The organism is Haloarcula halobia (assembly GCF_029338255.1).
Lineage (GTDB): Archaea > Halobacteriota > Halobacteria > Halobacteriales > Haloarculaceae > Haloarcula > Haloarcula halobia.
The window spans coordinates 1,870,182-1,892,925 of record NZ_CP119787.1 but is presented as its reverse complement, the minus strand read 5'-3'; the positions used below and the strand labels follow the sequence as shown (position 1 = coordinate 1,892,925).

26 protein-coding genes are annotated in these 22,744 nt (G+C 67.5%); 12 read left to right on the top strand and 14 right to left on the bottom strand.

What is annotated here, in order from left to right; genetic code table 11:
• Window positions 1-44: 44 nt before the first annotated feature.
• Window positions 45-1,097, top strand: a complete 1,053-nt coding sequence (gene trmB, locus P1K88_RS10150) for an HTH-type sugar sensing transcriptional regulator TrmB (protein ID WP_276410060.1) — start codon at window positions 45-47, stop codon at window positions 1,095-1,097.
• A gap of 80 nt (window positions 1,098-1,177) precedes the next feature.
• Complete coding sequence (locus tag P1K88_RS10145) at window positions 1,178-1,891, top strand: dolichyl-phosphate hexose transferase (RefSeq protein WP_276410059.1); 714 nt, start codon at window positions 1,178-1,180, stop codon at window positions 1,889-1,891.
• 36 nt (window positions 1,892-1,927) lie between these two features.
• On the opposite strand, the gene P1K88_RS10140 is transcribed toward P1K88_RS10145, so the two are convergent.
• The 6 genes from P1K88_RS10140 to P1K88_RS10115 are packed head-to-tail and all read right to left on the bottom strand — an operon-like array spanning window position 1,928 to window position 9,591.
• The gene (locus P1K88_RS10140; protein ID WP_276410058.1) at window positions 1,928-2,467 is read right to left on the bottom strand and encodes a gluconate 2-dehydrogenase subunit 3 family protein; all 540 of its coding nucleotides are present in this window, start codon (window positions 2,465-2,467) and stop codon (window positions 1,928-1,930) included.
• Window positions 2,464-4,470, bottom strand: a complete 2,007-nt coding sequence (locus P1K88_RS10135) for an ArnT family glycosyltransferase (RefSeq protein WP_276410057.1) — start codon at window positions 4,468-4,470, stop codon at window positions 2,464-2,466. The genes P1K88_RS10140 and P1K88_RS10135 overlap by 4 nt, the downstream gene beginning before the upstream one ends.
• On the bottom strand, window positions 4,467-5,597 hold the full coding sequence (locus tag P1K88_RS10130) for an ABC transporter ATP-binding protein (protein ID WP_276410056.1): 1,131 nt from the start codon (window positions 5,595-5,597) through the stop codon (window positions 4,467-4,469). The genes P1K88_RS10135 and P1K88_RS10130 overlap by 4 nt, the downstream gene beginning before the upstream one ends.
• Window positions 5,597-7,219 carry an ABC transporter permease gene (locus P1K88_RS10125; RefSeq protein WP_276410055.1) on the bottom strand — a complete coding sequence of 541 codons (1,623 nt, stop codon included), beginning with the start codon at window positions 7,217-7,219 and terminating at the stop codon, window positions 5,597-5,599. The genes P1K88_RS10130 and P1K88_RS10125 overlap by 1 nt, the downstream gene beginning before the upstream one ends.
• A gap of 1 nt (window position 7,220) precedes the next feature.
• Window positions 7,221-8,384 (bottom strand): extracellular solute-binding protein, encoded by a 1,164-nt coding sequence (locus P1K88_RS10120; RefSeq protein WP_276410054.1) that lies wholly within the window; start codon window positions 8,382-8,384, stop codon window positions 7,221-7,223.
• 43 nt (window positions 8,385-8,427) lie between these two features.
• Window positions 8,428-9,591, bottom strand: coding sequence for an alpha-1 4-glucan-protein synthase (locus tag P1K88_RS10115; protein WP_276410053.1), 1,164 nt, complete (start codon window positions 9,589-9,591; stop codon window positions 8,428-8,430).
• 244 nt (window positions 9,592-9,835) lie between these two features.
• On the opposite strand from P1K88_RS10115, the gene P1K88_RS10110 reads away from it, so the two are divergent.
• Genes P1K88_RS10110 through P1K88_RS10100 form a run of 3 tightly spaced genes read left to right on the top strand, consistent with a single transcriptional unit; the run spans window position 9,836 to window position 12,486 of the window.
• Window positions 9,836-10,582 carry a beta-ketoacyl-ACP reductase gene (locus tag P1K88_RS10110; protein ID WP_276410052.1) on the top strand — a complete coding sequence of 249 codons (747 nt, stop codon included), beginning with the start codon at window positions 9,836-9,838 and terminating at the stop codon, window positions 10,580-10,582.
• Between the two features lies 1 nt (window position 10,583).
• Window positions 10,584-12,164: an acyl-CoA carboxylase subunit beta gene (locus P1K88_RS10105; protein WP_276410051.1), complete on the top strand. Its 1,581-nt coding sequence runs from the start codon at window positions 10,584-10,586 to the stop codon at window positions 12,162-12,164.
• A gap of 1 nt (window position 12,165) precedes the next feature.
• On the top strand, window positions 12,166-12,486 hold the full coding sequence (locus P1K88_RS10100; protein WP_276410050.1) for a DUF8022 family protein: 321 nt from the start codon (window positions 12,166-12,168) through the stop codon (window positions 12,484-12,486).
• 27 nt (window positions 12,487-12,513) lie between these two features.
• On the opposite strand, the gene P1K88_RS10095 is transcribed toward P1K88_RS10100, so the two are convergent.
• Window positions 12,514-12,861 (bottom strand): ArsR/SmtB family transcription factor, encoded by a 348-nt coding sequence (locus tag P1K88_RS10095; protein WP_276410049.1) that lies wholly within the window; start codon window positions 12,859-12,861, stop codon window positions 12,514-12,516.
• A gap of 119 nt (window positions 12,862-12,980) precedes the next feature.
• On the opposite strand from P1K88_RS10095, the gene P1K88_RS10090 reads away from it, so the two are divergent.
• Complete coding sequence (locus tag P1K88_RS10090) at window positions 12,981-13,643, top strand: helix-turn-helix domain-containing protein (RefSeq protein WP_276410048.1); 663 nt, start codon at window positions 12,981-12,983, stop codon at window positions 13,641-13,643.
• Window positions 13,644-13,698: 55 nt separating this feature from the next.
• A complete protein-coding gene (locus P1K88_RS10085; RefSeq protein WP_276410047.1) occupies window positions 13,699-14,145 on the top strand; it encodes a pyridoxamine 5'-phosphate oxidase family protein in 447 nt (148 codons plus the stop codon).
• 1 nt (window position 14,146) lies between these two features.
• Here the strand turns inward: P1K88_RS10085 and P1K88_RS10080 are convergent, their stop codons facing one another.
• Window positions 14,147-14,293: a DUF7560 family zinc ribbon protein gene (locus P1K88_RS10080; RefSeq protein ID WP_276410046.1), complete on the bottom strand. Its 147-nt coding sequence runs from the start codon at window positions 14,291-14,293 to the stop codon at window positions 14,147-14,149.
• A 150-nt stretch (window positions 14,294-14,443) separates the two neighbouring features.
• Window positions 14,444-14,626 (bottom strand): DUF7836 family putative zinc-binding protein, encoded by a 183-nt coding sequence (locus P1K88_RS10075; RefSeq protein ID WP_276410045.1) that lies wholly within the window; start codon window positions 14,624-14,626, stop codon window positions 14,444-14,446.
• Window positions 14,627-14,760: 134 nt separating this feature from the next.
• Here P1K88_RS10075 and P1K88_RS10070 point away from each other — a divergent pair, with 134 nt between their 5' ends.
• Both P1K88_RS10070 and P1K88_RS10065 read left to right on the top strand, forming a co-directional pair.
• Window positions 14,761-15,912, top strand: coding sequence for a thiolase family protein (locus P1K88_RS10070; RefSeq protein ID WP_276410044.1), 1,152 nt, complete (start codon window positions 14,761-14,763; stop codon window positions 15,910-15,912).
• A complete protein-coding gene (locus P1K88_RS10065) occupies window positions 15,909-16,286 on the top strand; it encodes a Zn-ribbon domain-containing OB-fold protein (RefSeq protein ID WP_276410043.1) in 378 nt (125 codons plus the stop codon). The genes P1K88_RS10070 and P1K88_RS10065 overlap by 4 nt, the downstream gene beginning before the upstream one ends.
• Before the next feature lie 103 nt (window positions 16,287-16,389).
• Here the strand turns inward: P1K88_RS10065 and P1K88_RS10060 are convergent, their stop codons facing one another.
• The 3 genes from P1K88_RS10060 to P1K88_RS10050 form a co-directional block, all read right to left on the bottom strand.
• Window positions 16,390-16,833 carry an HTH domain-containing protein gene (locus P1K88_RS10060; RefSeq protein ID WP_276410042.1) on the bottom strand — a complete coding sequence of 148 codons (444 nt, stop codon included), beginning with the start codon at window positions 16,831-16,833 and terminating at the stop codon, window positions 16,390-16,392.
• A 70-nt stretch (window positions 16,834-16,903) separates the two neighbouring features.
• Window positions 16,904-17,386: an HTH domain-containing protein gene (locus P1K88_RS10055; protein WP_276410041.1), complete on the bottom strand. Its 483-nt coding sequence runs from the start codon at window positions 17,384-17,386 to the stop codon at window positions 16,904-16,906.
• Window positions 17,387-17,469: 83 nt separating this feature from the next.
• Entirely contained in the window at window positions 17,470-18,045 is a 576-nt protein-coding gene (locus tag P1K88_RS10050) for a DUF7547 family protein (protein ID WP_276410040.1), read from the bottom strand.
• 89 nt (window positions 18,046-18,134) lie between these two features.
• Here P1K88_RS10050 and P1K88_RS10045 point away from each other — a divergent pair, with 89 nt between their 5' ends.
• Window positions 18,135-18,272: a hypothetical protein gene (locus P1K88_RS10045; protein WP_276410039.1), complete on the top strand. Its 138-nt coding sequence runs from the start codon at window positions 18,135-18,137 to the stop codon at window positions 18,270-18,272.
• Window positions 18,273-18,284: 12 nt separating this feature from the next.
• On the opposite strand, the gene dpsA is transcribed toward P1K88_RS10045, so the two are convergent.
• Entirely contained in the window at window positions 18,285-18,818 is a 534-nt protein-coding gene (dpsA, locus tag P1K88_RS10040) for a DNA starvation/stationary phase protection protein DpsA (RefSeq protein WP_276410038.1), read from the bottom strand.
• Between the two features lie 160 nt (window positions 18,819-18,978).
• Window positions 18,979-19,368: a DUF8048 family protein gene (locus P1K88_RS10035; protein WP_276410037.1), complete on the bottom strand. Its 390-nt coding sequence runs from the start codon at window positions 19,366-19,368 to the stop codon at window positions 18,979-18,981.
• A 155-nt stretch (window positions 19,369-19,523) separates the two neighbouring features.
• On the opposite strand from P1K88_RS10035, the gene acs reads away from it, so the two are divergent.
• Together acs and P1K88_RS10025 are read left to right on the top strand one after the other, a co-directional pair.
• Window positions 19,524-21,629: an acetate--CoA ligase alpha subunit gene (gene acs / locus P1K88_RS10030; RefSeq protein ID WP_276410036.1), complete on the top strand. Its 2,106-nt coding sequence runs from the start codon at window positions 19,524-19,526 to the stop codon at window positions 21,627-21,629.
• Entirely contained in the window at window positions 21,626-22,696 is a 1,071-nt protein-coding gene (locus P1K88_RS10025) for a phosphotransacetylase family protein (protein ID WP_276410035.1), read from the top strand. Before acs ends, P1K88_RS10025 begins: the two co-directional genes overlap by 4 nt.
• Window positions 22,697-22,744 lie beyond the last annotated feature (48 nt).

Here is a 22,744-nt window from a genome sequence, read left to right as displayed (position 1 = left end):
CGGAAGGCGAAGTCTCTTTGTAGGCGACTCGAGAATCCCCCCACATGGCAAGCGACGACCTGGAGGCCGCCCTCGAACAGGTCATCTCACGGTTCAACCTCGGCGAGTACGAGGTCGCAGCGTACCTGGCCGTGCTCCAGCACGGCGAGTTGACCGCCTCCGAGATATCGGAGAACACCGACATTCCACAGCCCCGGGTCTACGACACCGTCCGGAGCCTCAGCGACGTCGGCCTGGTCGAGCTCAAGGAGACGCGACCGATGAAGGTCCTGGCCATCGACCCGCGGGACGCCTTCGGCGACATCCAGTCCTCGCTCGACGACCTGGTCGACAGCCTCTCGGCGCGATACACCGCGCCGGCCCGCGAACCGGAGGCGGTGTCGCTGGTGAAGTCCCGCCCGACGATACTCCGGTACCTCGAGGACATCATCGACGCCGCCGAGTACGAGCTCATGCTGTCGCTGACGCCCTCGCTGTTACACCGGTTCGAGGACCGCCTGCGGGGACGTCACGACGCGGGTATCGCCACCGAGATTCTCGTCTCGCCGGCCCGCGACGCCCCCGACGAGTCTGAGTTCGACTACGAGAGCGTCGCGACCACCGTGCGAGGGCGGCGCGGGATCACCACGCCGGTGGTGGCCATCGCCGACGGGAACTACTCGATGTACGCAACCCGCGAGGGCGTCCGGGGAGACACCGACCGCTACGGCGTCATCTTCAACCGGTCCGAACTGGGCTTTCTGGTCTCCGGGTTCCTCAACACCGTCCTGTGGACGACGGCAGACACCATCTCCTCGGACGGGGACGGACTCCCCTTCCCGCGACGCTACGGCACCATCAGACGGTGTATCTCCGACCTGAGCAGCATGGAGGGCGAGTTCTACGCGACCATCGAGGGCCGGGACGTCGAGACGGGCGACCACTGGGTCGTCGAGGGGCGCGTCGCCGAAGCCTCCTACAGCTCGAACCGCGAGGTGGCGACGCTCGTCGTCGAGACGGACGACGGCATGGTCGACGTCGGCGGCCAGGTGGCTGCCTACGAGGACATCGAGGCCTACGAGATCCTGGTCGGCCGCGACGGCGTCCCCGAAATGTAGAGACACGGACACGACAGTCTACCGTCAATATTTTTGGCGAACCTAAAAACTCAAGAGGGGGCAGCCCGGAGGAGTTGCTAATGAGCCGACAGCGGACTGCAGACCGGACGGATGGGACATACACCTTCGACGACGTGGCCGTCGTGATGGGGACGTACAACGAGGAAGCGGCCATCGGCACGGTGCTCTCGGACATCGAGTCGGTCACCGACGGTCGGGCCGAGGTGGTCTGCGTCGACGGGTCGAGCGACCGCACCCCCGAGATCGCTCGGGAACACGGCGCTCGCGTCGTCGAACAGGAGCCCCAGGGGTACGGCGTGGCGGTCCGCGAGGCCGTCCTCACGCCGGACCGCCCCGTCGTGGTGACGACGGACTGTGACGACACGTACCCGATGGAGCGCCTCCCCGACTTCCTCGCGGAGATCAACGACGGTGCGGACGTCGTCAGCGGCGACCGACTGTACTTCGGGGCCGAGGAGATGCCCGCCCTCAACCGACTCGGCAACGAGCTGTTCGCCCTGTTCGCGAGCGCGCTGATGGGGCGACGCGTCCACGACACCACCACCGGCATGCGGGCCTACCGGCGCGAACTGCTCCACCAGATCCGCTGGACGGAAAACACCGGCCTCTCGGCCGAACTGCTCATCCGGCCGCTGATGCGGGGCTACGACGTCCGCGAGCGCCCCATCGAGTACGACGAGCGGACCGGCGAGACGAAGCTCGACCCGTTCTCGGGCGGCCTCGCCATCGCGAAGTCTATCGGCAAGGTCGCACTGGAAGAGCGGTTCCGCTGAGCAGACACACACGAAGCGACGTCCCACCGGGGAGTCTCACTCCGGCGGACGCTGATAGCTCTCGGCGCCGCCGGGGTGACCCTGCGGGTTCTCGATGCCGACGAGTCGCCCACCAGTCGGCGAGCTGTAGAGCGCGAACTGGAGCTCGTTGACCAGGTAGTACCGGACTCGTTCGCGCGGGTCGCCGTGGGGGTCCGGGTCGGCGATGGCGACGCCCATGCCTCGCAGCGTCGCCTCGCGCGTCTCGGGCGAGAGCGCCACGAACGAGGCGTCTTCCCACTCTGTCGCGTAGTCGTCAAGGGCGTCGACGGCGTCGGCGATGCCGCGCGCCCGCTCAGGGTCGGCCTCGACCCGGCCGGCGAGGTAGCCGTCGACGAACTCGCGGACGCCGGACACCGCGCTCGGGTAGACGACGTCGGCCACGGCGTGGACCGTCTCGCGGTCGTGGGTCGAGAGCGGTCCCTCGTTCTCCGCTCGCTCGTCCCAGGTGAGCGCCGCTGCACCCCCGGCCACGGTGATGCCCGCAGCGCCCAGTGCTTTCAGTGCGTCCCGGCGCGTGAGTCCGTAGTCGGTCATGTATCAACCTCGGTGAGCGTCGCGTTCAGTCGAATCCCGTCGCGATGGGTGCCGGGGACGTACGCCGCCTCGCCGCCACACCGCCGCTGGTCCCGACACATCTCCAGGCGCGGCGTCAGCGCCCGGACGCCGGCCCCGGTCCGCTCGACGGGGACGACGACGCGGTAGGTGAACCCGGCGCCGGTGCCGTAGTCGACGAAGGCGTTCACGGCCACGGGGCCGCTGTCGGGCGTCGGGACCGTCACCGTCTCGTCCAGTGCCGGGCCGGAGAGGCGGGTCGCCGTGTCGTCGACCCGGACGGTCAGGTTCAGCGTCTCGCCGGTCCTCGCGGTCGCGTAGGTGTTCTCCCGGCCGTCAGTGAGTCGGAGCGAGATCAGTTCGGCCTGCCCGGGCAGGCCCGCGGTGACGTCCGTCCGGACCGCTCCGCCCTCGACGACGCGCACCCGCTGGACGTGGGGCTCGACTGACTGGCCGAGGAACGGCGCCCACTGCCCGCGGAAGACGTAGCGGTAGTACGTCCGGTCGGGATAGGCGTCGACGACGGCGAACTGGCGGTGCTGCATGGCATAGACCGTCTCCCCGTCGAACCCTGGGTCGTTGCGCAGCGTCTGGAACGGGTGGTTCAGCCAGTCGCCGTACGGCGTCGGGAGGAAGACGACGCTGTCGGCGAAGTCGTCGGTCTCGAAGGGTTCGTAGGCCTGCTCGTACTGGCGGGTCACCTCCAGGTTGTCCCCCACTGGTTCGGCGGCGACGGCGACGGCGCTGGTGCCACCGAGTGTCGCGAGCATCACGACGGTCACCGCGAGCGCGGGACGCACGCGGTCTGGTCGGACCCGTTCCTCGACGACCGACCGGACCCCCTCCCAGCCCCGGCGGACGCCCACCGCCCCGAACGTCACGGTCGGCAAGAGCAGGTCCACGTGGTAGTACGGACCCAGGAACCGCACGAGGCCGTCCGTCGGGTCCGAGAGGTCCCCGAGCATGTTGACGGTCCCCCAGAAGTAGAGGTTCCCCAGCACCACGGTGAGGACGACGCCCGCGAGGGCGAGTCGGCGGGAGTCGAGGTCACGCCGGCTCGCAGTCCAGAGGCCCACGGCCGCCGCGAGCGTCCCCAGCGGTCCGGCGACGACCCAGCGGGTGGCGTACTTCGAGAGGAGTTCGGCGTTGGCGGTGAGGGAGAGCGCGGGCGTGAAGTCCCGCGAGTACCCGAGGATGGACCGCCGGCCGAAGCCGAGGCCGTCGTCGGGGGCGAACGCCTGGTAGGGGAAGACGAGCGGGTCGCCGGTGACCACCGCGTTGTACGCCAGGGTCACGCCCACGCCGGCGAGGCCGAACAGGGCGGTGAGGCCGACCCGGGCGACGACCGACGGGTCGAGCCCCCGGAGCGACCACAGCGCGTGCAGGACGAACGGTGTCGCGAACAGGACGGCCGTGTAGGGCCGCGAGAAGAACGCGAGGCCGATGGAAGCGCCGGCGAGGGCGGCCGTGCGACGACTCCCGGTGCGGTCGGCGTGGAGGTATGCGGCGGCGAACCCGAGGTTGTACATCGTCGTGGGCACGTACGAGAGGAACACCGACGCGTCGACCAGAAAGAGCGGCGACCCGAACAGGAGGGCCGTCGCGATGACGCCGGTCCGCTCGTCGAAGGCCTCCCGGACCGTCAGGTAGGTCAGCGCGAGCGTCGCCGTCGCGACCAGACCGAGCGCGATGCGATAGCCGCCCAGCAGGCCGCCCACGGCGAACGTGGCGGCGGCGACCGGCGTGTACTTCGGATAGAGCTGGCTGCCCGCGTCCACGAAGAACCACGGGCGGAACGTCCCGGCGACCGGCGGGTCCAGGAAGAGCTGACCCTCGAGCAGCATCGCCGCCTGCTGGAGGTAGACGGCCTCGTCGTGGTTGGAGGTGTGGTACGGGAAGACGACGTGGGCGAGCGCGAAGACGGCCACCCCGCCGAGCGCCGCGAGCAGCGCGGCCTGGACGCCGGGGCGACGCAGCCGCCTCATTCGGTGGGATACCAGGCGAGTTCGTGGTCCGCCGCGAGGTCGACTTCGACCGGCTCGCCCGGCTCGAACGTCTCGACGTGGTTGTGCATGCAGTGGACGATGTCACCGCTGTGTAGCTCGACGCGGTAGACGAAGGAAGGGCCGTTGTACTGGCGATGGACGACGTAGCCATCGGCCTTCGGCTCGCTTGTCGGGATGGCCTGCAGGTCGTCGGGCCGGACCAGCACGTCGACCATCGCGCCGTCGTAGGCCTCGACGGGCCCGTTCAGCCGGTGTGTACCGAACGAGCCCAGGCCGGTCTCTATCGTCTCGTCGACAACCCGCGCAGAGAGGAAGCTGGCCTGGCCGAGGAAGCTCGCGACGAACCGGCTCTCGGGGTTCTCGAACACCTCGCCGGGGTCGCCGACCTGGGCGATGGCCCCGTCGTTCATGATGGCGACCCGGTCGCTGATAGACAGTGCCTCCTCCTGGTCGTGGGTGACCGAGATGGCCGTGACGCCGGCCCGCTTGAGAATCTTGCGGACCTCCTCGCGCATCTCGACGCGCAGGCGGACGTCGAGGTTCGAGAACGGTTCGTCGAGCAGGAGGACGTCCGGTTCCGGGGCGAGCGAGCGCGCCAGCGCGACCCGCTGTTGCTGGCCGCCGGAGAGCTGGGCGGGCATCTTGTCGTGGTGGTCGCGCAGGTCGACCAGTTCGAGCAGTTCGTCGACACGGCTGTCGGTCGCTTTCGCGTCCAGCCCGGTGAGGCCGAAGGCGATGTTCTCCGCGACGGAGAGGTGCGGGAACAGGGCGTAGTCCTGGAAGACGATGCCGACATCCCGTTCCTCGGGCTTGCGGAAGGTGCCCTGGCCGGCGATGACCTCGTCCTCGAGCGATATCTCGCCACCCGTCGGTCGCTCCAGGCCCGCGATCATCCGGAGCGTCGTCGTCTTGCCACAGCCGGACGGCCCGAGCAGCGTCAGGAGTTCGCCTTCCTTGACCGCCAGATCCAGGTTCTCGACCGCGAGTTCCTGGCCGTAGTCCTTCGAGACGCCGTCGAGTCGCAGGACCGTCCGGTCCGGGTCCGATACCGCCGCGTCGACAGATTCGAACGCGGAGAGCCGTCGTGAGCGCGTTTGGTTGGACATTAGGAACTACCCTCCCGTCTGAGGATGACCAGCATGGAGAGCCCGGAGACGCCGACGAGTATCAGCGCCGGGACGGCGGCTTGCCCGTAGTAGCCGGCCCCCTGGACGAGCCAGATGTACGTTACGAACGTCTCGAAGCCCGTCGGCCGTAACATGAGCGTTGCCGGCAATTCCTTCATCGTCGTCAGGAAGACCAGCGCCGCCCCGGCCGCCAGTCCCGGCGCCACGAGCGGCAGGACGACCTGCCGGAACGCCGAAATCGGGTCGTAGCCCAGCGACCGCGCGGCCTCGATGTAGCTCGGATCCACCTGCAGGATCGACGACTCGGTCGTTCCCACCGCCTGTGGCAGGAACCGGACGACGTAGGCAAAGACGAGCAGGACGACGCTCTGATAGAGGAAGGGGACGTACGCAAGCCCCAGGTACACGAGTGCCAGCCCCAGCACGACGCCGGGGACGGCATAGCCCACGTAGGTCGCTCGCTCGGGCAGCGACGCGAGTCCCGTGTCGCTGCGCGCCGAGAGGTACGCCACGGGCAGCGCCGCGAGGACGCTGATGGCGGCGGCCGCCGCGGCCAGGCCGACGGAGTTCCAGGCGTAGGCGAATTCGAAGGCGAACCCGCCGCCGACGTAGCCGGTGCCCGAGCGCACGAGCCACCGCAGCAGGATGGCGATGGGCAAGACCAGGCAGAGCGACGCGATACCGGCACAGAACGCGAGGGCCGGCACCTTCCAGCGGCCGAGTCGTATCTGCCCCGGCTGGCGCGACCCGCGACTGACGTAGGCCCCGTCACGGCCCGCGTTGAGCCGCGACTCGACGGCGAGGATGCCAAGCGCCATCACCAGCAACAGCATCGACAGCACCGACGCGTAATCGAGCCGTCGGGCGCCGAACTCGTTGTATATCATCCGGGTGAACACGTCGTACTGCATGATGGCGGGCGTCCCGAAGTCCGAGAGGGTATAGAGTGCGACCAGGAGGGCGCCGGCGGCGATGCCCGGCGCGATCTGTGGCAGCGTGACGCGCTTGAACGCCTCCCAGCGGGTGTGGTTCAGCGAGCGGGCCGCCTCGACGACGGTGCCGTCGAACGACAGCAGGGCGGCCCGCGTCGTCAGGAAGACGTATGGGTACGTAAAGAGGGTGAGCACGAGCACGGCGCCGTGCAGGCCGTAGACGGTCGGCAGTTGCTCGACGCCCAGCGGCGCGAGCAGGCCCGCGAGCGCGCCACGCGGCCCGAACGCGGAGACGAAGGCGAACGCGCCGATGTAGCTGGGGACGACCAGCGGGAGCGCCGACGTGATGGTCCAGAAGCGCCTGAACGGGAGGTCCGTCTGTGCGGTGAGGATGGCGAGGGGCACGCCGACGACGACGGAGGCGGTGGTCACGCCCACGACGAGTACGAGCGTGTTCAGCGTCACCTCGACGGTCGTCTGGCTGGTCAGCAGTTCTATCGCCCGGGGGACGGCTATCTCGCCGGCCCGGAGGAACAGCCACACCAGCGGCGACAGGACGAAAAGCGAGATGGCGAGTGCGACCACTGCGAGCAGCGTGGGTGCCGTCGAGTCGGTGTGCTCGGCGGACGTCTGCTCCCGGAGCCGCTCGAAGCGGTCGCTGGAACTCATCTCAGAGGACTCCCGCCTCCCGCAGGAGGTCGACCGTCCCCGCGACGTCAGCGAGTTCGGTCAGGTCGATATCCGGCGGGTCCAGCTCGTCGATGGTCGGCAGGCCGCCGACCGGCTGGACCCCCGGGATCATCGGGTACGCGAAGGTCCGCGTGGCGAAAAACTCCTGGGCCTCCGCCGAGAGGATGTGGCGGACGAAGTTCGCCGCGAGCTCGCTGTTCTGGGTCCCCTGGAGTATCTCGAGACCGGAGACGTTGACGAGCGCACCCGCGTCGCCCTCGGTGAACGCCAGGTCGAGCGGGGCGTCCTGCCGGGCGGACTTGACCCGCTGGGAGTAGTAGTGGTTCGCGAACCCGGCGACGAGTTCGCCGTCGGCGACGGCGTTCGAGACGCGGAACTCGTCCGGGTACTCGCTGATGCCGGCGTCGAGCATCGCCTGGAGCCACGCTCTGGTCTCCTCGTCGCCGCGGATGAGCCGCATCGCCGTGACGAACGACTGGAACGCGCTGTAGGTGGGCGCCCAGCCGAGACTGTCCTGGAAGGCGCCCGTCTCCGGGAAGTCCTGGACGGAGGCGGGGACGTCCGACGCCGACAGTTCGTTGGTGTTGTACGGAATCGCGCGTGCGCGGCCGGCGATACCCACCCAGCGCCCCTGCTCGTCCTGGAACTCCTCGGGGACCGCAGAGAGCGCTTCCTCGGGAAGCGCGGCCGTGGCGCCGGCGTTGGCCACGGCACCCAGGGACCCGGCGTCGACGGCCATGAAGACGTCGGCCGGGCTCTGTCCGGCGTCGACCTCCTCGATGATGGTGTTCGCGAGGTCGCTCGAGGCCTCGAGGCGGTGGTTGGTCGTGAAGTCGGGGTAGCGACGCTCGAGCAGTTCGATGAGGTCGAGGTACAGGCCGCCCTCGCCCCCGCCGAGATACAGCGTCAGTTCGCCCTCGAGCGCGGGCAAGTCTTCGATGGAGGTCCCGCCGGGGTCGGGTCGCTGGGCGACCAGCGGCCCCGACCCGCGGAAGTCGGACAGCGAGACGGGCCCGGTGTCGCCGTCCCCGCCGAGCGAGAGGCCGGAACACCCGGCAAGCGCCGCGGCAGCCGTCGCACCACCGAACTGGAGGAATCGGCGACGGGAGCGGGTCCCGTCAGAGAGAGTGTCGTCGTCGGTCATGTTGTAATGTAGTAGTTTTAGGTTTACCTAAATGGTTTGCGTTTTAATCGTCGGCCGTGACGGGGATGCGGTCGGCCCGTCGCGAGTCGAGTTCGGCCAGGCACTCGAGCCAGTCGAGCATGAACTCCCCGCAGTAGTTAAGGAAGGCCCCGTTTTCCCAATCGCTGAAATCGCCGGTGGCGAGCGCCTCACCCATGGCGTCGAAGGCCTCGCGGTATGAGTCGGCGTCGTCGGCGGCGTCGTCGACGATCTCCCAGACGTGTTCGTTGAGCTCCAAGCCGTGGACCTCGTTTGTCAGGTCCGAGAACGTCGAGCGCGGCGCCTTGTTGTGCTCACAGAGCGGCCCGCCGTTGTAGATGTGCTTGTCCAGCAGGTCCGCCGCGCGCTTGAGGAACACGCCCGACCAGATGTCGTCGAACCGGCCGACGTCCCACTCGTTGTCGTCCATCGGCAGCTGGTAGAACGCCGGGACGACCTCGCGGCGGAACGCGAGGTTCATCGAGCAGACGGTGAGGTAGTTGCCCCCGGCGGCGACGAAGTCCTCGCCGAAGTCAGACGCCGAGGTCCGGGTCTGGGCCTGGCCCTGCAGGTCGCCGTCCATCAGGATGCGGACGGCATCGAGGTCCGGGACGTTGGTCCACAGTCCCTGGGAGGCCACGACGTCGTCGACGTAGGTGGTGTCGGTCTCCACCGACTCGTCCATCGCGGCGTAGGGGTACCCGCGCGGGTAGAGCCCATGTTCGTCCTCGTTCTGGTAGAGCACGTTGACCCAGTTCTCGTCGGACCGGACGCGTTCGACCTCGCCCTCGAAGGCGAGGTTCTCCATGTGGGTCCCGAAGAAGTCGACGTCCTCGTGGGGCAGCGTGTCGTCGTCGACGAAAAAGCCGTACTCGAAGTCGTTGGCCCAGAGGTACAGCAGGCCAAAGGAGGTCTGGGCGTGACTGGCCGCCGGGACGAGGTGGTCGTACTCGGCGACGCCGTGGTCGGCGAACCACACCTCGCGGGCGGTGCCGTCGAACACCGCTCCGGCGACGCCTTCCTCTGCCAGCATCCGTTCCATCGCCTCGGTGTCACAGAAGTCCTCCGTGACGAGCACGAAGAAGAGTCGGTCGAGGTCGAACCCGTGGTCCCGGGCGTTCTGGCAATACTCGCGCAGACACTCGTGGTTACGTACGGTCGGCACGACGACGCAGATGTCCGTAGTCATCGTACACGAGATTCTTTAGGCCGCCCTAAAGAGGTTTTCTGTTTTAGGTCGGCCTAAATGTATGCAGGCCGAACGGTTCCCACGTGTATCTGTATACGTGTCCACAGGTTGGGGGCCGTAGCAAGGTCATTCTATTCCCGGTTCGGGGATTACCGAACTATAAGGCGAACTATTATTTGCCTGTGCTTTGCCGTCTATGGTGAGAGATGAATACACCAGACCACGGGGGTTGCACACCTGACACATGTATCTGAAGGACCAGACCTGTGTCGTCACCGGCTCGTCGCGAGGTATCGGTCGAGGTATCGCCGAGGACCTGGCCGAACACGGCGCCAACGTGGTCGTCAACTACCGGTCCTCCGAGGGGGAAGCCCGCGAGGTAGTCGACACGATAGCGGAGATGGGGCAGGGCGAGGCCGTCGCCGTCCAGGCGGACGTGGCCAAGCACGACGAGGTCCGGGAGATGCGAGACGCCGTGGTGGACGAGTTCGGGGCGCCGGACGTGCTCGTCAACAACGCTGGCATCACCATCGACAAGAAGTTCGAGAACATGTCCCGCGAGGACTGGCAGACCGTCATCGACGTCAACCTCGGCGGCGTGTTCAACTGCACCGACGCCTTCTACGACGACATCCGCGACGCCGAGAACGGGCGACTCATCAACATCTCGAGCGTCGTCGGCCAGCAGGGCAACATCGGGCAGGCCAACTACGCGACGACGAAGTCCGGGCTGTTCGGGTTCACGCGCACGCTCGCACTGGAACTCGCTCACACCGGGTCGACGGCGAACTGCGTCGCGCCCGGGTTCGTCCGCACCGACATGCTGGAGGAAGTCCCCGAGCGGGTCCAGGAGAAGATCCTGCGGAACATCCCGCTGGACCGGTTCGCGACGGTCGAGGACATCGCCTCCATCGTCCGGTTCGTCGCCGGCGAGGAGTCCAGTTACATGACCGGACAGGTGCTGGGCGTCAACGGCGGCATGGAGTGGTAACATGAGCAGACAGGAAGACTCCGAGGACGAGAGCGAGGACCGAAGCGCCGTCGAGGAACTCCGCGAGCGACGGGCGGAAGCCAGGCTCGGCGGCGGCGAGGCACGCATCGAGGCCCAACACGAGAAGGGCAAGATGACTGCGCGCGAGCGCATCGACTTCCTCGTCGACGACGGGACGTTCAACGAGGTCGACCCCTTCGTCGAACACCGGTCGACGAACTTCGGGATGGAGGAAAAGACGTTCCCCGGCGACGCCGTCGTCACGGGCTACGGCGACGTCGACGGCAGGAAGGTCTTCGTCTTCGCCCACGACTTCACGGTGCTGGGTGGCTCGGTCGGCGAGGTCGTCGCCGAGAAGATCTGCAAGGTGATGGACAAGGCCATCGAGACCGGCGTCCCCGTCATCGGCCTCAACGACTCCGGCGGGGCCCGCATCCAGGAGGGCGTCGACTCGCTGGTCGGGTTCGCCAAGATCTTCGAACGCAACACGAAGGCCAGCGGGCTCATCCCACAGATTTCGGCCATCATGGGCCCGTGTGCCGGCGGCGCGACCTACTCGCCGGCGCTGACGGACTTCACGTTCATGGTCCAGGACACTAGCCACATGTTCATCACGGGGCCGGACGTCATCGAGACGGTCACCGGCGAGCAGGTGTCCAAGGAGGAGCTCGGCGGGGCCGGGTCACACTCCTCGAAGTCCGGCGTCGCCCACTTCTCGTATCCCTCCGAGGAGGAGGCCCTGGAGAACATCCGCCAGCTCCTCTCGTATCTCCCCCAGAACAACATGGAGGACCCGCCGCGGGTCAAGCCGTGGGACGACCCGGAACGCGAGATTCCCGAGGTGACCGACATCGTCCCGTCGGCCCCGCGAAAGCCCTACGACATGACGAAGGTCATCGACAAGGTGGTCGACGAGCAGTCGTTCTTCGAGACCCACGCCAACTGGGCCCGGAACGTCGTCGTCGGGTTCGCCCGGATGGACGGTCGCTCGGTCGGCATCGTCGCGAACCAGCCCCGCGTGAGCGCGGGCACGCTGGACATCGACGCCGCCGAGAAGGCCGCCCGCTTCATCCGCTTCTGTGACTCGTTCAATATCCCCATCGTCTCTTTCGTCGACGTCCCCGGGTTCATGCCCGGCACCGACCAGGAGCACAACGGCATCATCCGCAGAGGGGCGAAGCTCATCTACGCCTACGCCGAGGCCACCGTCCCGCTGCTCTCGGTGGTCGTCCGGAAGGCCTACGGCGGCGCCTACATCGTGATGTCCTCGAAGTTCCTCGGCAGCGACGTCAACTACGCCTGGCCCGGCTCCGAGATGGCCGTGCTGGGCCCGCGGGGCGCGGTCAACATCCTCTACCGGAACGAGATCGCCGAGGCCGACGACCCCGACGCCAAGCGACAGGCGCTGATGGACGAGTTCCGCGAGGAGTTCGCCCATCCCTACGGGCCGGCCCGGCGGGGCTACCTCGACGACGTCATCGAACCGAAGGACACGCGCAAGCGCCTCATCGACGACCTGGAGTTGCTCCAGCGCAAGCGCGAGGACACGCCGCCGAAAGACCACGGCAACATCCCGCTGTAAGATGTCCGCACTCAGGGAACCCGAGGCGCGACCCGACGAGGCCGAGGCGGCTCGCACCACGACGGTGACCGTCGAGCGGGACCTGACGGTGTCAATTCCGGCGGACGCGAGTCGGTCGGAGGCCGCTGCCATCGCCAGCGCCGTCGGCGCACACGCGACCGACCGACAGCGAGCGGCGGCCGTCGCGCCGGCGGCCGACAGCGTCGAGTACACCGACCGGTGGACGCTGGCCGAGCGACTCGGGCGGTTCGGGAAGCGGCGGTGGCCCCGTGACGTCGAGCGCGGCGACGAGTGGGCTGCCGCGGCGAGAGCGAAGTACTGACCGACCGGGTCAGCGGCCGACCGTCCGTCAGCGATCGTCGACGGTGACCGTGAACTCCTCGAGGTCGACGTCGAGCGAGACCGTCGAGACGGTGCGGACGTACTCGCTCTTGTGGTTCCCGTCGGCCCGGAACCGGGTGTGTTCCTCGACCAGTCCGGCGTCTACGAGGCAGTCGACCTTCCGGTAGAGCGTCGACACCGGGACGCCCAGTTCGTCGTTTAGTTCCGTTACGGTCAGCGAGTCGGCCTCGAGTGCGCGAAGGACTCCCCGACACTTCTCGTCGGTCAGGACCGACAGCAGGGCCGACTCGTCGATGGCTGTGCTCCGTGTCTCGCTCGGACCGCTGGCCTCGAATCGGTGCGCGTGTGACGACATCGTGGATGCTACCTCGGCGTATGCGACGTGCGGTGAGAGTGGGACATCCACCATATGATGGGTGGTTTAAGTACTCCCGCCGGGAGATTTAGATAGGTGTCCCCCGAGGTATCGAACCAATGGGGACCGGCATCCGCGCGGAGGTCCGTGTCGAACCCGGGGAGACCTGTCTCGTCGCACGGGCGGCCGCACGGACGGGAACACAGAGCCGAGCGGTCAGGAAGAGCGTCAACGCCGACGAGCCCGACCGGACGACGGTCGAGTTCATGCTCGAGGGTGACGACCACGCCGTCGACCCCGGCGCCGACCTGCCGGACGGCGTCGACCCGGTCTTCGACTACGGGGACAAGACGGTCTACCGGTACACGCGCGACGGGACCGACCGGTGTCCGTGCGACTGCATCGAGACGTACGACTGCCCCATCGCCGACCGCTACGTCCGGGACGGGTCGGTGTTCCTGACCTTCCACGCGCCCGACGTCGGGACGTTACAGGACCTCGTCGCGGACCTCCGCGAGACGTTCCCGGCGGTGGACGTCCAGCGCCTGCTCCGGTCGGAGGGGAGCCGCGACGACCACGACCTCGTGTTCGTCGACCGGGGGACGCTGACGGCCCGGCAGCGAGAGACCCTTCGCAGGGCCCACGAACTGGGCTACTTCGAGCACCCGAAACGGGCCAACGCAAGCGACGTCGCGGACGCGATGGGCATCAGTCGGCCGACGTTCAGCGAGCACCTCGCTGCGGCCCAGTCGAAGGTCCTCGACGCGTTGCTGGCAGAGTGAGCCCCCGGTCTCGGCCACCGGCACACTTACTATCGGCCACAGATTAACTCGAACAATGTCAGGGGAGGGGACGGTGGAGATGACGGGGACGGAGATCGGACGGTTTCTCGAGACGAATGGGTTCGGTGTCCTCTCGCTCGCCGCGACGGAGCGGCCGTACGCGATTCCGGTCTCCTACGCGTACGACGAGACACGCGGCGAGTTCCTGCTCCGGCTGGGCCACCTCGATACGAGCGAGAAAGACACCTTCCTCGAGGAGTCGACGCCGGCCCGACTGGTCGTCTTCGACGGGGCAGCGGGGCCACGGAGCGTCATCTGCGACGGCGAACTGACGAAACTCGAGAAGGCTGACCTCTCTCCGCATCGCATCGAGGTCCTGGGAGCGGGCGAGACGCCGGCGTTTGGCATCTGGGAGGCGGACAAAGAGCGCACCGACGTGAGCGTCCACTGCCTGCAAGAGACCGAGCTCTCGGGGCGGAAGGCCGTGTCCGCCGGGGACTGACTCAGTCGCGCTCGAAGGCGGTGGCGGACACGGCCGTCCCGCAGACGATGCATCCGCTCTCGAGAATCGCCGCCTTCATCGACTCGTTGACCTCGATGTGCTCTGCGCACTCCGGGCAGACAAAGAGGATGCCAGCGCTCCCGCTCATCGGACACGGCTCGCCTCCCTGCACGTCCGGCCCGGCGGCCCCACGCCCCGTCCGGAGTCGAGTGGGTTCATGGTCCGACGTATCCCCGCCCTGGGCATATAAGTGAATTAGTCTTTTCATCTCGTGAGAGCGTGCCCGAGTCCGGGCCGCTCAGGCGGTCAACTCGGTCAGAATCTCGAGATCGCGTTTCGTCTCGCAGAACTCGCTCACCGGATGGGTCACTCCACAGGCGTCACACTCGTGGTCGACGGATGGCCCCTCGAGGTCGGCGGGGTTTACCTCCCAGCGTTCGGTGCAATCGGGACACTGCAGTGTTATCCAGGCCTCCTCCATGTCCGTGGCTGACCGGGACACGGTAATGAATCTTGTGTGGATTCGCACCCGCCGGGACAGCAGCCATACGACAGCCACACCCGATGTGTAGTCGGACCGAAATCTACAGGGGGTATCCCCGAGAGTCACCGCACATGGGAGTCGCAGTAATCGGTGCGTCGATGACGAAATTCGGGCAACGTGACGCCTGGCTCGGCGAGTTGCTCTCGCAGGCCGGCGAGGAGTGTCTCGACGACGCGGGCGTCACACCCGCCGACGTAGAGCACCTGTACGTCTCGAACATGGCGGGCGGCGAGTTCGAGGGCCAGACCGGCGTGATGAACCTGCTCGCCCACGACCTGGGGCTGATGCCGGCGTACAGCGAACGGGTCGACCAGACCTCCTCCTCGGGTGGGGCGGGTATCTACGAGGCATGGCAGTCGGTCGCCTCCGGCGCCAGCGACATGACGCTGCTGGTCGGCGGGGAGAAGATGACCCACAAGACGACTGGTGAGGCGACGGACATCATCGCCTCCATCACCCACCCGGCGGAGTACAAGCACGGCGTCACCCTGCCGTCGTTCGCCGGGATGACCGCACGCCACTACCTGGAGCGGTTCGACGCCCCTCGCGAGTCGCTGGCTCGCGTCGCCGTAAAGAACCACAGGAACGGCGTCGACAACCCCAACGCGCAGTTCCAGAAGGAGATCACGATGGAGAAAGCCCTCGAGTCACCCATCATCGCCGACCCACTGCGGCTGTACGACTTCTGTCCCATCACGGACGGGAGCGCCGCGATGATGTTCACGACCGAGGAGCGTGCCGCGGAGATCGCCGACGAGTACGCGGTCGTCTCGGGCATCAGTGGTGCGACCGACACGCACGTCGTCCACGAACGTGACGACCCGACTGTCATGGGCGGCGTCGTCCAGTCCAGTCAGGACGCCTACGAGATGGCCGGGCTAAGACCGGCGGACCTGGACATCGCGGAACTGCACGACATGTTCACCATCCTCGAGTTCCTGCAACTGGAGGGCATCGGCGTCGCCGAACAGGGAACCGCCTGGGAGCTGGCGATGGACGGGACGACGGCGAAAGACGGCGACCTGCCGATCAACACCTCGGGCGGACTCAAGTCCAAGGGGCACCCGCTCGGCGCGAGCGGCGTCGCCCAGGGCGTCGAGATATACGAACAGCTCGTCGGCGAGGCCGGTCCGCGGCAGGTCGACGCGGAGACGGCGCTGGCCTGTAACGTCGGTGGCTTCGGCAACTGTGTCATCACCACCATCATGGAGGCAGCAGAATGACGCTGGAAGCAGGTATCTGTCCGAACGGACACGTCTCGTACCCGACCCACCCCCGCTGTCCGGACTGCGGCGAACCACAGCACGACACGCTGGACCTCTCTGCACGCACCGGGGAGGTCGTCACCTGGACGAAGTCGACGGCGACGCCACCCGGCGTCCGACAGCCAAACACGATGGCCATCGTCGAGTTCGATCTGACCGGGGAGGACCGGACCGACAACTTCGTCCGCGCGCTCGGCCAGGTCACCACCGAACACGTCGAGACCGGCGACGAGGTCGAACCGGTCTACGTCGAACAGCTCCGCGACCCGGCGGAGGGCATCAAAGAGCCCGAGAGCCAGGCCTGGGACGGGTACCGCTGGGACCCGGTCTGACGGGTCCGGACGAAAGAACCGAGACAGGGACGGGACCGTAGGGCTGCCAACACGGCCGACGCGGCGCTTCGCGACACCCTCTCGGAACCGGAGCGAACACCCGTCAGACTGAAGCGGACCGTTCGGCCGAGCTTTCGGCCTCGAGCTGGTCGATGCCGTCCACGACGCTCTGGTAGCCGGCGGGCCCGACGTGCGGATAGACGGCACAGATGGCACCGCCATCGAGCAGTGCCAGGCAGATGACCGGGAGCGAGACGACGTCGTCGTCCGTCCCGGTAAACCAGTTCGACCGGGCGTGGTGTTCGAAGGCCGGTTCGAGCGAGACCTCGTGTTCGTCGGCCCACGCCTCCAGGGCGACGACGGAGGGCATCACCGGATCGCCGTCCGTCGCACTGGCCTGACGGAACCAGTAAGTGACCGTGACCTCGTCGATGGCCCCTGCCACGCGGAGTGCTTCGAGCCGTCCGAGGAGGGTCTCCCGGCGCTTCTCTGTCGCCATCGGTGCTGGCGTCCGCACGTACAGTGTAGCCCCGTCAACGCGTTTCATGGTAACGTCCACCGGTATTCGAGGAACCTACGACAGGCGACGAGATAGCCGTATCGGTAGCCCGGACGGGTCAATCGGCCATCGTGACCCGGGTGGCCTCTTCGCGGAGCAGGTCCGTGCGCGAGGAGAGACGCGCCACGCACTCGGTGACGGACTCGGTGCCGCCGCCGGTCGCGTGTGGGGCGACCCGGACGAGTTCGTCGTCCTCGTAGACGGCGAGGCACATCGTCGGCATCACGAGGTGGGTCTCTCGCTCCCCGGTGGTCGTGCTGTAACACGCACGGGTGTCGAAGCACGGCGTCAGCGAGACGTTGGCCTGCTCGGCCCACTCGCGGAACTCCTCGTAACGGATCTCTTCGGCGGTTTCTGCCGGGCCGTCGGCACAGACACGCTTGTCCCAGTCCACCGTCTCGACGTCGTCGAGTACGCCCGCGTCGACGAGGTTCCGCAGTGTCCCTTCCAGCGCCGACCGGCGCCGGGCGGACGGCGCGGGCAGGTCTGCGCGGACGAAAAAGACGGCCCGTCGGTGGCCGGGGTACTCGCTGTTTGACATCTCTACCCGGACCAAGACACTATAACATAATAAATCATTATGTTTCAGCAGCGCTCGCGACCTGTGGCGCACCGGGTCGGCTACTAACTGTCGTCGGACCCGTCGTGGTCCCCGCCGTCCTCCCGTCGGTCCACGTCGTCCTTGATCGATTCCAGCTCGGCGTCGACGTCGACGGCGACGTCCTCGGGGGTCTCGCCAGAGTCCGACCGGGGGTCCTCAGCCGCCTGCACGCGTTCCCCGAGTTCCGAACGGAGTTCACGGGCCTCCGTGAGCAGTTCTCGGGCGTCCTCGTCCTCGGGCGTGCCCTCGACGGCACGCTGGATCTCCGCGAGGGCGTCGTCCAGGCGCCGCAGAGTGACGTCGCTCAGGTCCGCGGCCCGCCGGCGGACGTCTGCCGCTGCCGACTCCCCGGCCGGCGGCCGTCCGTCAGCCAGCCGAATCGCTCGCCGAAGCAGTTTCAGCGCCTCGATGTTCGTCCGGAGGACGAGGATGGCCGCCGGGATGGTCACGTCGCTCGTGAACCGGAGCAGCTCTCCCGGTGTGGGCGGCCGTCGCCGGCCGCGAGCGGTCCGTGGTTCGACGGCCGTCTCAAGGTCCCGGAGCGTCGTCACGAGGTCCGTCACCAGGGCGGTCAGGTCCTCGTCGGAGCGGTCGCTCATGCTCCCACTAGCCCCGTGACCTACAAAAGCCCGCCGTCGACCGGTGGAGAGAGAAACGCTTTTGTCTTTAGGCTCGCCTAATCCATTCGATGGCAGTCGAATACGACGACAGTGGTCGGCCCGTCGTGAGCGCTCACAGCAGTGAAGCCGAACGGACCGTATTCACCGAGCAGGACAACAGCGACGGGTGGATTTCGACCGATTTGACCGTCACGCCCCGTCCGTGAGTCGGTCCCGCATTACCCCTGGACGAGCGTGTCGTCCTCGAGGTAGTGTTCGACGTGGTGGGCGTCCTCTTCGACTTCGACGAGGATGTCCCGGAGGATTTGTGCCGTCGCGTGGTCGCCGAGGTTCGCCGTCAGTTCGACGTGGTCCCGCAGCGACTCGATGACGTCGCCGTACATCTCGAGGTCGTGTTCGAGCGAGGTGCGGATGTCGAAGACGTCCGCCGGTTCGGACTCGACCGCGGCGTGGTCGGCGAGGGCGGCCGGGCCCGCCACCGGCGTTCCACCTAACGCCTGGGCGCGCTCGGCCAGTTCGTCGGCGGCCCCCTCGGCGTTTGCTGCGGCCTCACCAAGGAACAGGTGGAGGTCGCGGAACTCCGCGCCCTCGACGTTCCAGTGGTGCTTTTTCAGCTGGTGGTACAGCACGTACGTGTCCGCCAGGTCCTGATTCAGGGCGTCGATGACCTGTGTCGCCTTCTCCCGGTCGAGGCGGAGCGCGTTTTCCTCGACGGAATCAAATTCACGACGGACGTGTTCCTGTGTCGCCATGACAAGCTCCGATACTCGCCGAACAGGCTTAAAACTTCGTCACCGGAAAGAGAGTTTTTTCTTCAAGGCAGAAATAGTTCCCCAAACGTGAAAACGCCAGCCGGTCGTCGTGGCCGATCAGAACCGTCCCGCCGGGCCTGCCCGGCCCGGTTCGTGCCGGTCAGTCACTCCCCGGCCGGACCGCGACGAGCGCCACGAGGTCGGTCGCGCCCGCCAGCGCGTCCTCCGACAGCGTCCGGAGGACCTGTTCCTGGTGGACGGCGACCAGGGCCGCCAGCACGTGGTCCTCCAGGTCGAGGTACTCGCCGTACTCCTCCCAGACGGCGGTCCTGACCCCGACGACGTACCGGTCGGGGGTCCGCTCGAGGACCGGGTCCGCGTACTGCTTGCGCCACTCGTAGACGAGGTCCTCGACCCCGGGATTGGCCTGCATCGTCCGCTGGTGGTCGACGAGCGCGTCCGCCAGCACGTCCCGGTCGACGTCGTTCTCGGCCGCGACGGCACGAACCACCTCGTCGTCGAACGGCGCCGTGAGGTCGGCGTCTGTCATCGGCGACCCTACGCCCCGGGAGGGCAAAAGCGACGTGCAATCGCCCGTTTTCGTGGGTCCACTCTCAAGTGGATTTCGATGCCGCGGCCGGTTCTCACCCGCCGGGAGCGACCCAGCAGATATATTCGATCAGCGGGAGAACTCCCAGTAGAGGCATGGGACGACTATCGACGCTTTTCGCGCCGGAACGAGTGGCCGTGATCGGTGCGACCGACTCGGAGGGGTCCGTGGGTCGCGCCATCACGTCGAACCTCCTCGCATCGTTCGACGGCGATGTCGTGGCGGTCAACCCATACAAAGACGAGGCGCTGGGCCTGCGGTGCTACGACACCATCGGCGACGTCGACGACCCCGGAAGTGTCGACGTGGCCGTCGTCGTCGTGCCACCGAACGCGGCGGTCCAGGCCATCAGAGACGCGGGCCAGGCGGGGGTACAGAACGTCGTCGTCATCACTGCCGGGTTCGGCGAAACCGGTAGCGAGGGCATGTCCCGCGAGCAAAAACTCAAGGAGGCCGCCCGGGAGTACGACCTCAACCTCGTGGGGCCCAACAGCCTCGGGGTGATGTCGACGCCCGACGGACTCAACGCCACGTTCGGCAACGAGATGGCCAGCAAGGGAGACATCTCCTTTATGAGCCAGTCCGGGGCCTTCGTCACGGCGGTGCTGGACTGGGCCGCAGAGCGCGACGTCGGGTTCAAGGACATCGTCTCGCTGGGCAACAAGGCCATCCTAGACGAGGGCGATTTCGTCGCCGAGTGGGGCGAGGACCCCCAGACGGAGGTCATCCTCGGCTACCTGGAGGACATCTCCGACGGGACGAAGTTCATCCGGACGGCCAGGGAGGTGACCCAGGAGACGCCGATCGTCCTCGTCAAGTCCGGCCGCACCGACGCCGGTGCCAGTGCCGCGGCCTCCCACACCGGGGCGATGGCCGGGTCCGAACGCGCCTACGAGGCGGGCCTCGAGCAGGCCGGGACCCTCCGCGTCGAGTCGGTCCAGGAACTGTTCGACTACGCCCAGATTCTCTCGGGCCAGCCGCTCCCCGACGGGGACCGGATCGCCATCGTCACGAACGCCGGCGGGCCGGGCGTGATGACGACGGACGCCGTCGGCGACTCGGACCTCTCGCTGGCGGAGTTCGAGGACGATACGCTCGACCGGTTACGGGAGTCGATGCCCGACGAGGCCAACATCTACAACCCGGTGGACATCATCGGGGACGCCCCGGCAAAGCGGTTCGAGCTCGCCCTGGAGACGGTGCTTGCGGACGACAACGTCTCGATGGCCGTCGTCGTCGCCTGTCCGACGGCGGTCCTCTCGTTCGAGGAGCTCGCCGAGGTGATCGTCGAGAAACAGGCGGCCCACGAGACGCCCGTGGCCACGACGCTGATGGGCGGGAAGTCCGTCGGTGCCGGACAGGAGGTGCTCAGCGAGGCGGGCATCCCGAACTACTTCGATCCAGCGCGGGCCGTCGACAGTCTCGACGCGCTGCGGGACTACCGGCAGATCCAGGCCCGCGACTACGCGGACCCGGCCACGTTCGACGTCGACCGGGACCGGGCCGAGGAGATACTCCGCACGGCCGCCCGGCGGGACACGAACCGGCTCGGGGTCGAGGCGATGGAACTGCTCGACGCCTACGGCATCCCGACGCCACAGGGGGCCGTGACACGGTCGCCGACGGAGGCCGAGGAGGTGGCCCGGGACATCGGCGACGACGTCGTGATGAAGATCGTCAGCCCGGACATCCTCCACAAGTCCGACATCGGGGGCGTCGAGGTCGGCGTCCCGCCCGAGGAGGTCCGAAGCACCTACGAGGACCTCGTGGTCCGGGCCCGGAACTATCAGACCGACGCGACGGTGCTCGGGGTCCAGGTCCAGGAGATGGTCGACCTCGAGTCCGGGACCGAGACCATCCTGGGGATGAACCGCGACCCGCAGTTCGGCCCGCTCCTCCTCTTTGGCCTGGGCGGCATCTTCGTCGAGGTGCTCGAGGACAACACCGTCCGGGTCGCGCCCGTCAGCGAGCCAGAAGCCAGGGAGATGCTCGACGACATCGAGTCCGCGCCGCTGCTGCGCGGGGCCCGGGGACGGGACCCCGTCGACGAAGGCGCCCTCGTCGAGTCCATCCAGCGACTCTCCCAGCTGGTCACTGACTTCCCGGCCATCGTCGAACTGGACATCAACCCGCTCGTCGCCACCCCCGACGGGGTACAGGCGGTCGACCTGCGACTCACGCTCGACCAGGAGAAACTATGACCGACACGAACACGCTACTCGTCACGTCCACGGAGGAAGGTATCGGCAAGACGGCAATCACGCTCGCCCTGGCGAAACAGGCCAAGGAATCCGGGCTCTCGGTCGGCTACATGAAGCCGAAGGGGACCCGACTCCAGAGCGCGGTCGGCAAGACCCGCGACGAGGACCCGATGCTCGCGCGCGAACTGCTGGACCTCGACGCGGAGATGCACGAGATGGAGCCCATCGTCTACTCGCCGACGTTCATCCAGGAGGCCATCCGTGGTCGCGAGGACCCCGCGGAACTGCGCGAGCGCGTGGTCGGTAACTTCGAGTCGCTCTCTGAGGGCGTCGACCTGATGGTCCTCGAGGGGAGCGACCGCTTAGAGACCGGCGGCATCGTCAACCTGACCGACGCCGACATCGCCGAGGCGGTTGACGCGGAGGTGCTCCTGCTCAGCGGCTACGCACAGGCCGGCGACATCGACGAGGTGCTCGACGCCGCACGGACTCTTGGCGACCGTCTCGCCGGCGTGCTGTTCAACGGCGTCACCGACGACGCGATGGACACCCTGACCGACGACGTAATGCCGTTCCTCTCCGGCCGGGACGTCCCCGTCTACGGGGCGCTCCCGCGGGTCCAGGAACTGGCGGGGGTCACCGTCGACGACCTCTCGCGGAGCGTCGGTGCCGACATCCTCACCAAGGAGGCCGACACCAGCGCACACGTCGAGCGGTTCTCCGTGGGGGCGATGGGTGGGAGCGCCGCCCTCGAACAGTTCCGCCGCATCCGCGAGGCCGTGCTCATCACCGGCGGGGACCGATCGGAGGTCCAGACGGCAGCCCTGGAGTCCTCGGGCATCAAGGCACTGCTTCTCACCGGCGGCCTCAGGCCCGCGAGCGCCGTTCTCGGACGCGCGGAGGAGGAGAACGTCCCGATTCTGCTCGTCCAGTCGGACACGCGGACGACCATCGACCGCGTCGAAGACGTCCTGCGGTCCGGGCGCACCCGGGACCGGGACACCGTCGAGCAGATGCAGGACCTGCTCGTCGAGAGCGGCAGTTTCGACTCGCTGCTCGACCAGTAGGCCCCGATTTCGATTGCGTTTCCGAGGGCCGGAACTAGGCTCGTTGAC

What these genes read in the sequence shown, in the direction of transcription:
- P1K88_RS10105 (WP_276410051.1), top strand. Translation starts at nt 10,584, where the DNA reads ATGAGCAGACAGGAAGACTCCGAGGACGAGAGCGAGGACCGAAGCGCC.
- P1K88_RS10120 (WP_276410054.1), bottom strand. Translation starts at nt 8,384, where the DNA reads ATGACCGACGACGACACTCTCTCTGACGGGACCCGCTCCCGTCGCCGA.
- P1K88_RS10135 (WP_276410057.1), bottom strand. Translation starts at nt 4,470, where the DNA reads ATGAGGCGGCTGCGTCGCCCCGGCGTCCAGGCCGCGCTGCTCGCGGCG.
- P1K88_RS10060 (WP_276410042.1), bottom strand. Translation starts at nt 16,833, where the DNA reads ATGAAACGCGTTGACGGGGCTACACTGTACGTGCGGACGCCAGCACCG.
- P1K88_RS10115 (WP_276410053.1), bottom strand. Translation starts at nt 9,591, where the DNA reads ATGACTACGGACATCTGCGTCGTCGTGCCGACCGTACGTAACCACGAG.
- P1K88_RS10145 (WP_276410059.1), top strand. Translation starts at nt 1,178, where the DNA reads ATGAGCCGACAGCGGACTGCAGACCGGACGGATGGGACATACACCTTC.
- P1K88_RS10035 (WP_276410037.1), bottom strand. Translation starts at nt 19,368, where the DNA reads ATGACAGACGCCGACCTCACGGCGCCGTTCGACGACGAGGTGGTTCGT.
- P1K88_RS10100 (WP_276410050.1), top strand. Translation starts at nt 12,166, where the DNA reads ATGTCCGCACTCAGGGAACCCGAGGCGCGACCCGACGAGGCCGAGGCG.
- P1K88_RS10045 (WP_276410039.1), top strand. Translation starts at nt 18,135, where the DNA reads ATGGCAGTCGAATACGACGACAGTGGTCGGCCCGTCGTGAGCGCTCAC.
- P1K88_RS10075 (WP_276410045.1), bottom strand. Translation starts at nt 14,626, where the DNA reads ATGGAGGAGGCCTGGATAACACTGCAGTGTCCCGATTGCACCGAACGC.
- acs (WP_276410036.1), top strand. Translation starts at nt 19,524, where the DNA reads ATGGGACGACTATCGACGCTTTTCGCGCCGGAACGAGTGGCCGTGATC.
- P1K88_RS10065 (WP_276410043.1), top strand. Translation starts at nt 15,909, where the DNA reads ATGACGCTGGAAGCAGGTATCTGTCCGAACGGACACGTCTCGTACCCG.
- trmB (WP_276410060.1), top strand. Translation starts at nt 45, where the DNA reads ATGGCAAGCGACGACCTGGAGGCCGCCCTCGAACAGGTCATCTCACGG.
- P1K88_RS10130 (WP_276410056.1), bottom strand. Translation starts at nt 5,597, where the DNA reads ATGTCCAACCAAACGCGCTCACGACGGCTCTCCGCGTTCGAATCTGTC.
- P1K88_RS10085 (WP_276410047.1), top strand. Translation starts at nt 13,699, where the DNA reads ATGTCAGGGGAGGGGACGGTGGAGATGACGGGGACGGAGATCGGACGG.
- P1K88_RS10055 (WP_276410041.1), bottom strand. Translation starts at nt 17,386, where the DNA reads ATGTCAAACAGCGAGTACCCCGGCCACCGACGGGCCGTCTTTTTCGTC.
- P1K88_RS10095 (WP_276410049.1), bottom strand. Translation starts at nt 12,861, where the DNA reads ATGTCGTCACACGCGCACCGATTCGAGGCCAGCGGTCCGAGCGAGACA.
- P1K88_RS10140 (WP_276410058.1), bottom strand. Translation starts at nt 2,467, where the DNA reads ATGACCGACTACGGACTCACGCGCCGGGACGCACTGAAAGCACTGGGC.
- P1K88_RS10080 (WP_276410046.1), bottom strand. Translation starts at nt 14,293, where the DNA reads ATGAGCGGGAGCGCTGGCATCCTCTTTGTCTGCCCGGAGTGCGCAGAG.
- P1K88_RS10025 (WP_276410035.1), top strand. Translation starts at nt 21,626, where the DNA reads ATGACCGACACGAACACGCTACTCGTCACGTCCACGGAGGAAGGTATC.
- P1K88_RS10090 (WP_276410048.1), top strand. Translation starts at nt 12,981, where the DNA reads ATGGGGACCGGCATCCGCGCGGAGGTCCGTGTCGAACCCGGGGAGACC.
- P1K88_RS10070 (WP_276410044.1), top strand. Translation starts at nt 14,761, where the DNA reads ATGGGAGTCGCAGTAATCGGTGCGTCGATGACGAAATTCGGGCAACGT.
- P1K88_RS10050 (WP_276410040.1), bottom strand. Translation starts at nt 18,045, where the DNA reads ATGAGCGACCGCTCCGACGAGGACCTGACCGCCCTGGTGACGGACCTC.
- P1K88_RS10110 (WP_276410052.1), top strand. Translation starts at nt 9,836, where the DNA reads ATGTATCTGAAGGACCAGACCTGTGTCGTCACCGGCTCGTCGCGAGGT.
- dpsA (WP_276410038.1), bottom strand. Translation starts at nt 18,818, where the DNA reads ATGGCGACACAGGAACACGTCCGTCGTGAATTTGATTCCGTCGAGGAA.
- P1K88_RS10125 (WP_276410055.1), bottom strand. Translation starts at nt 7,219, where the DNA reads ATGAGTTCCAGCGACCGCTTCGAGCGGCTCCGGGAGCAGACGTCCGCC.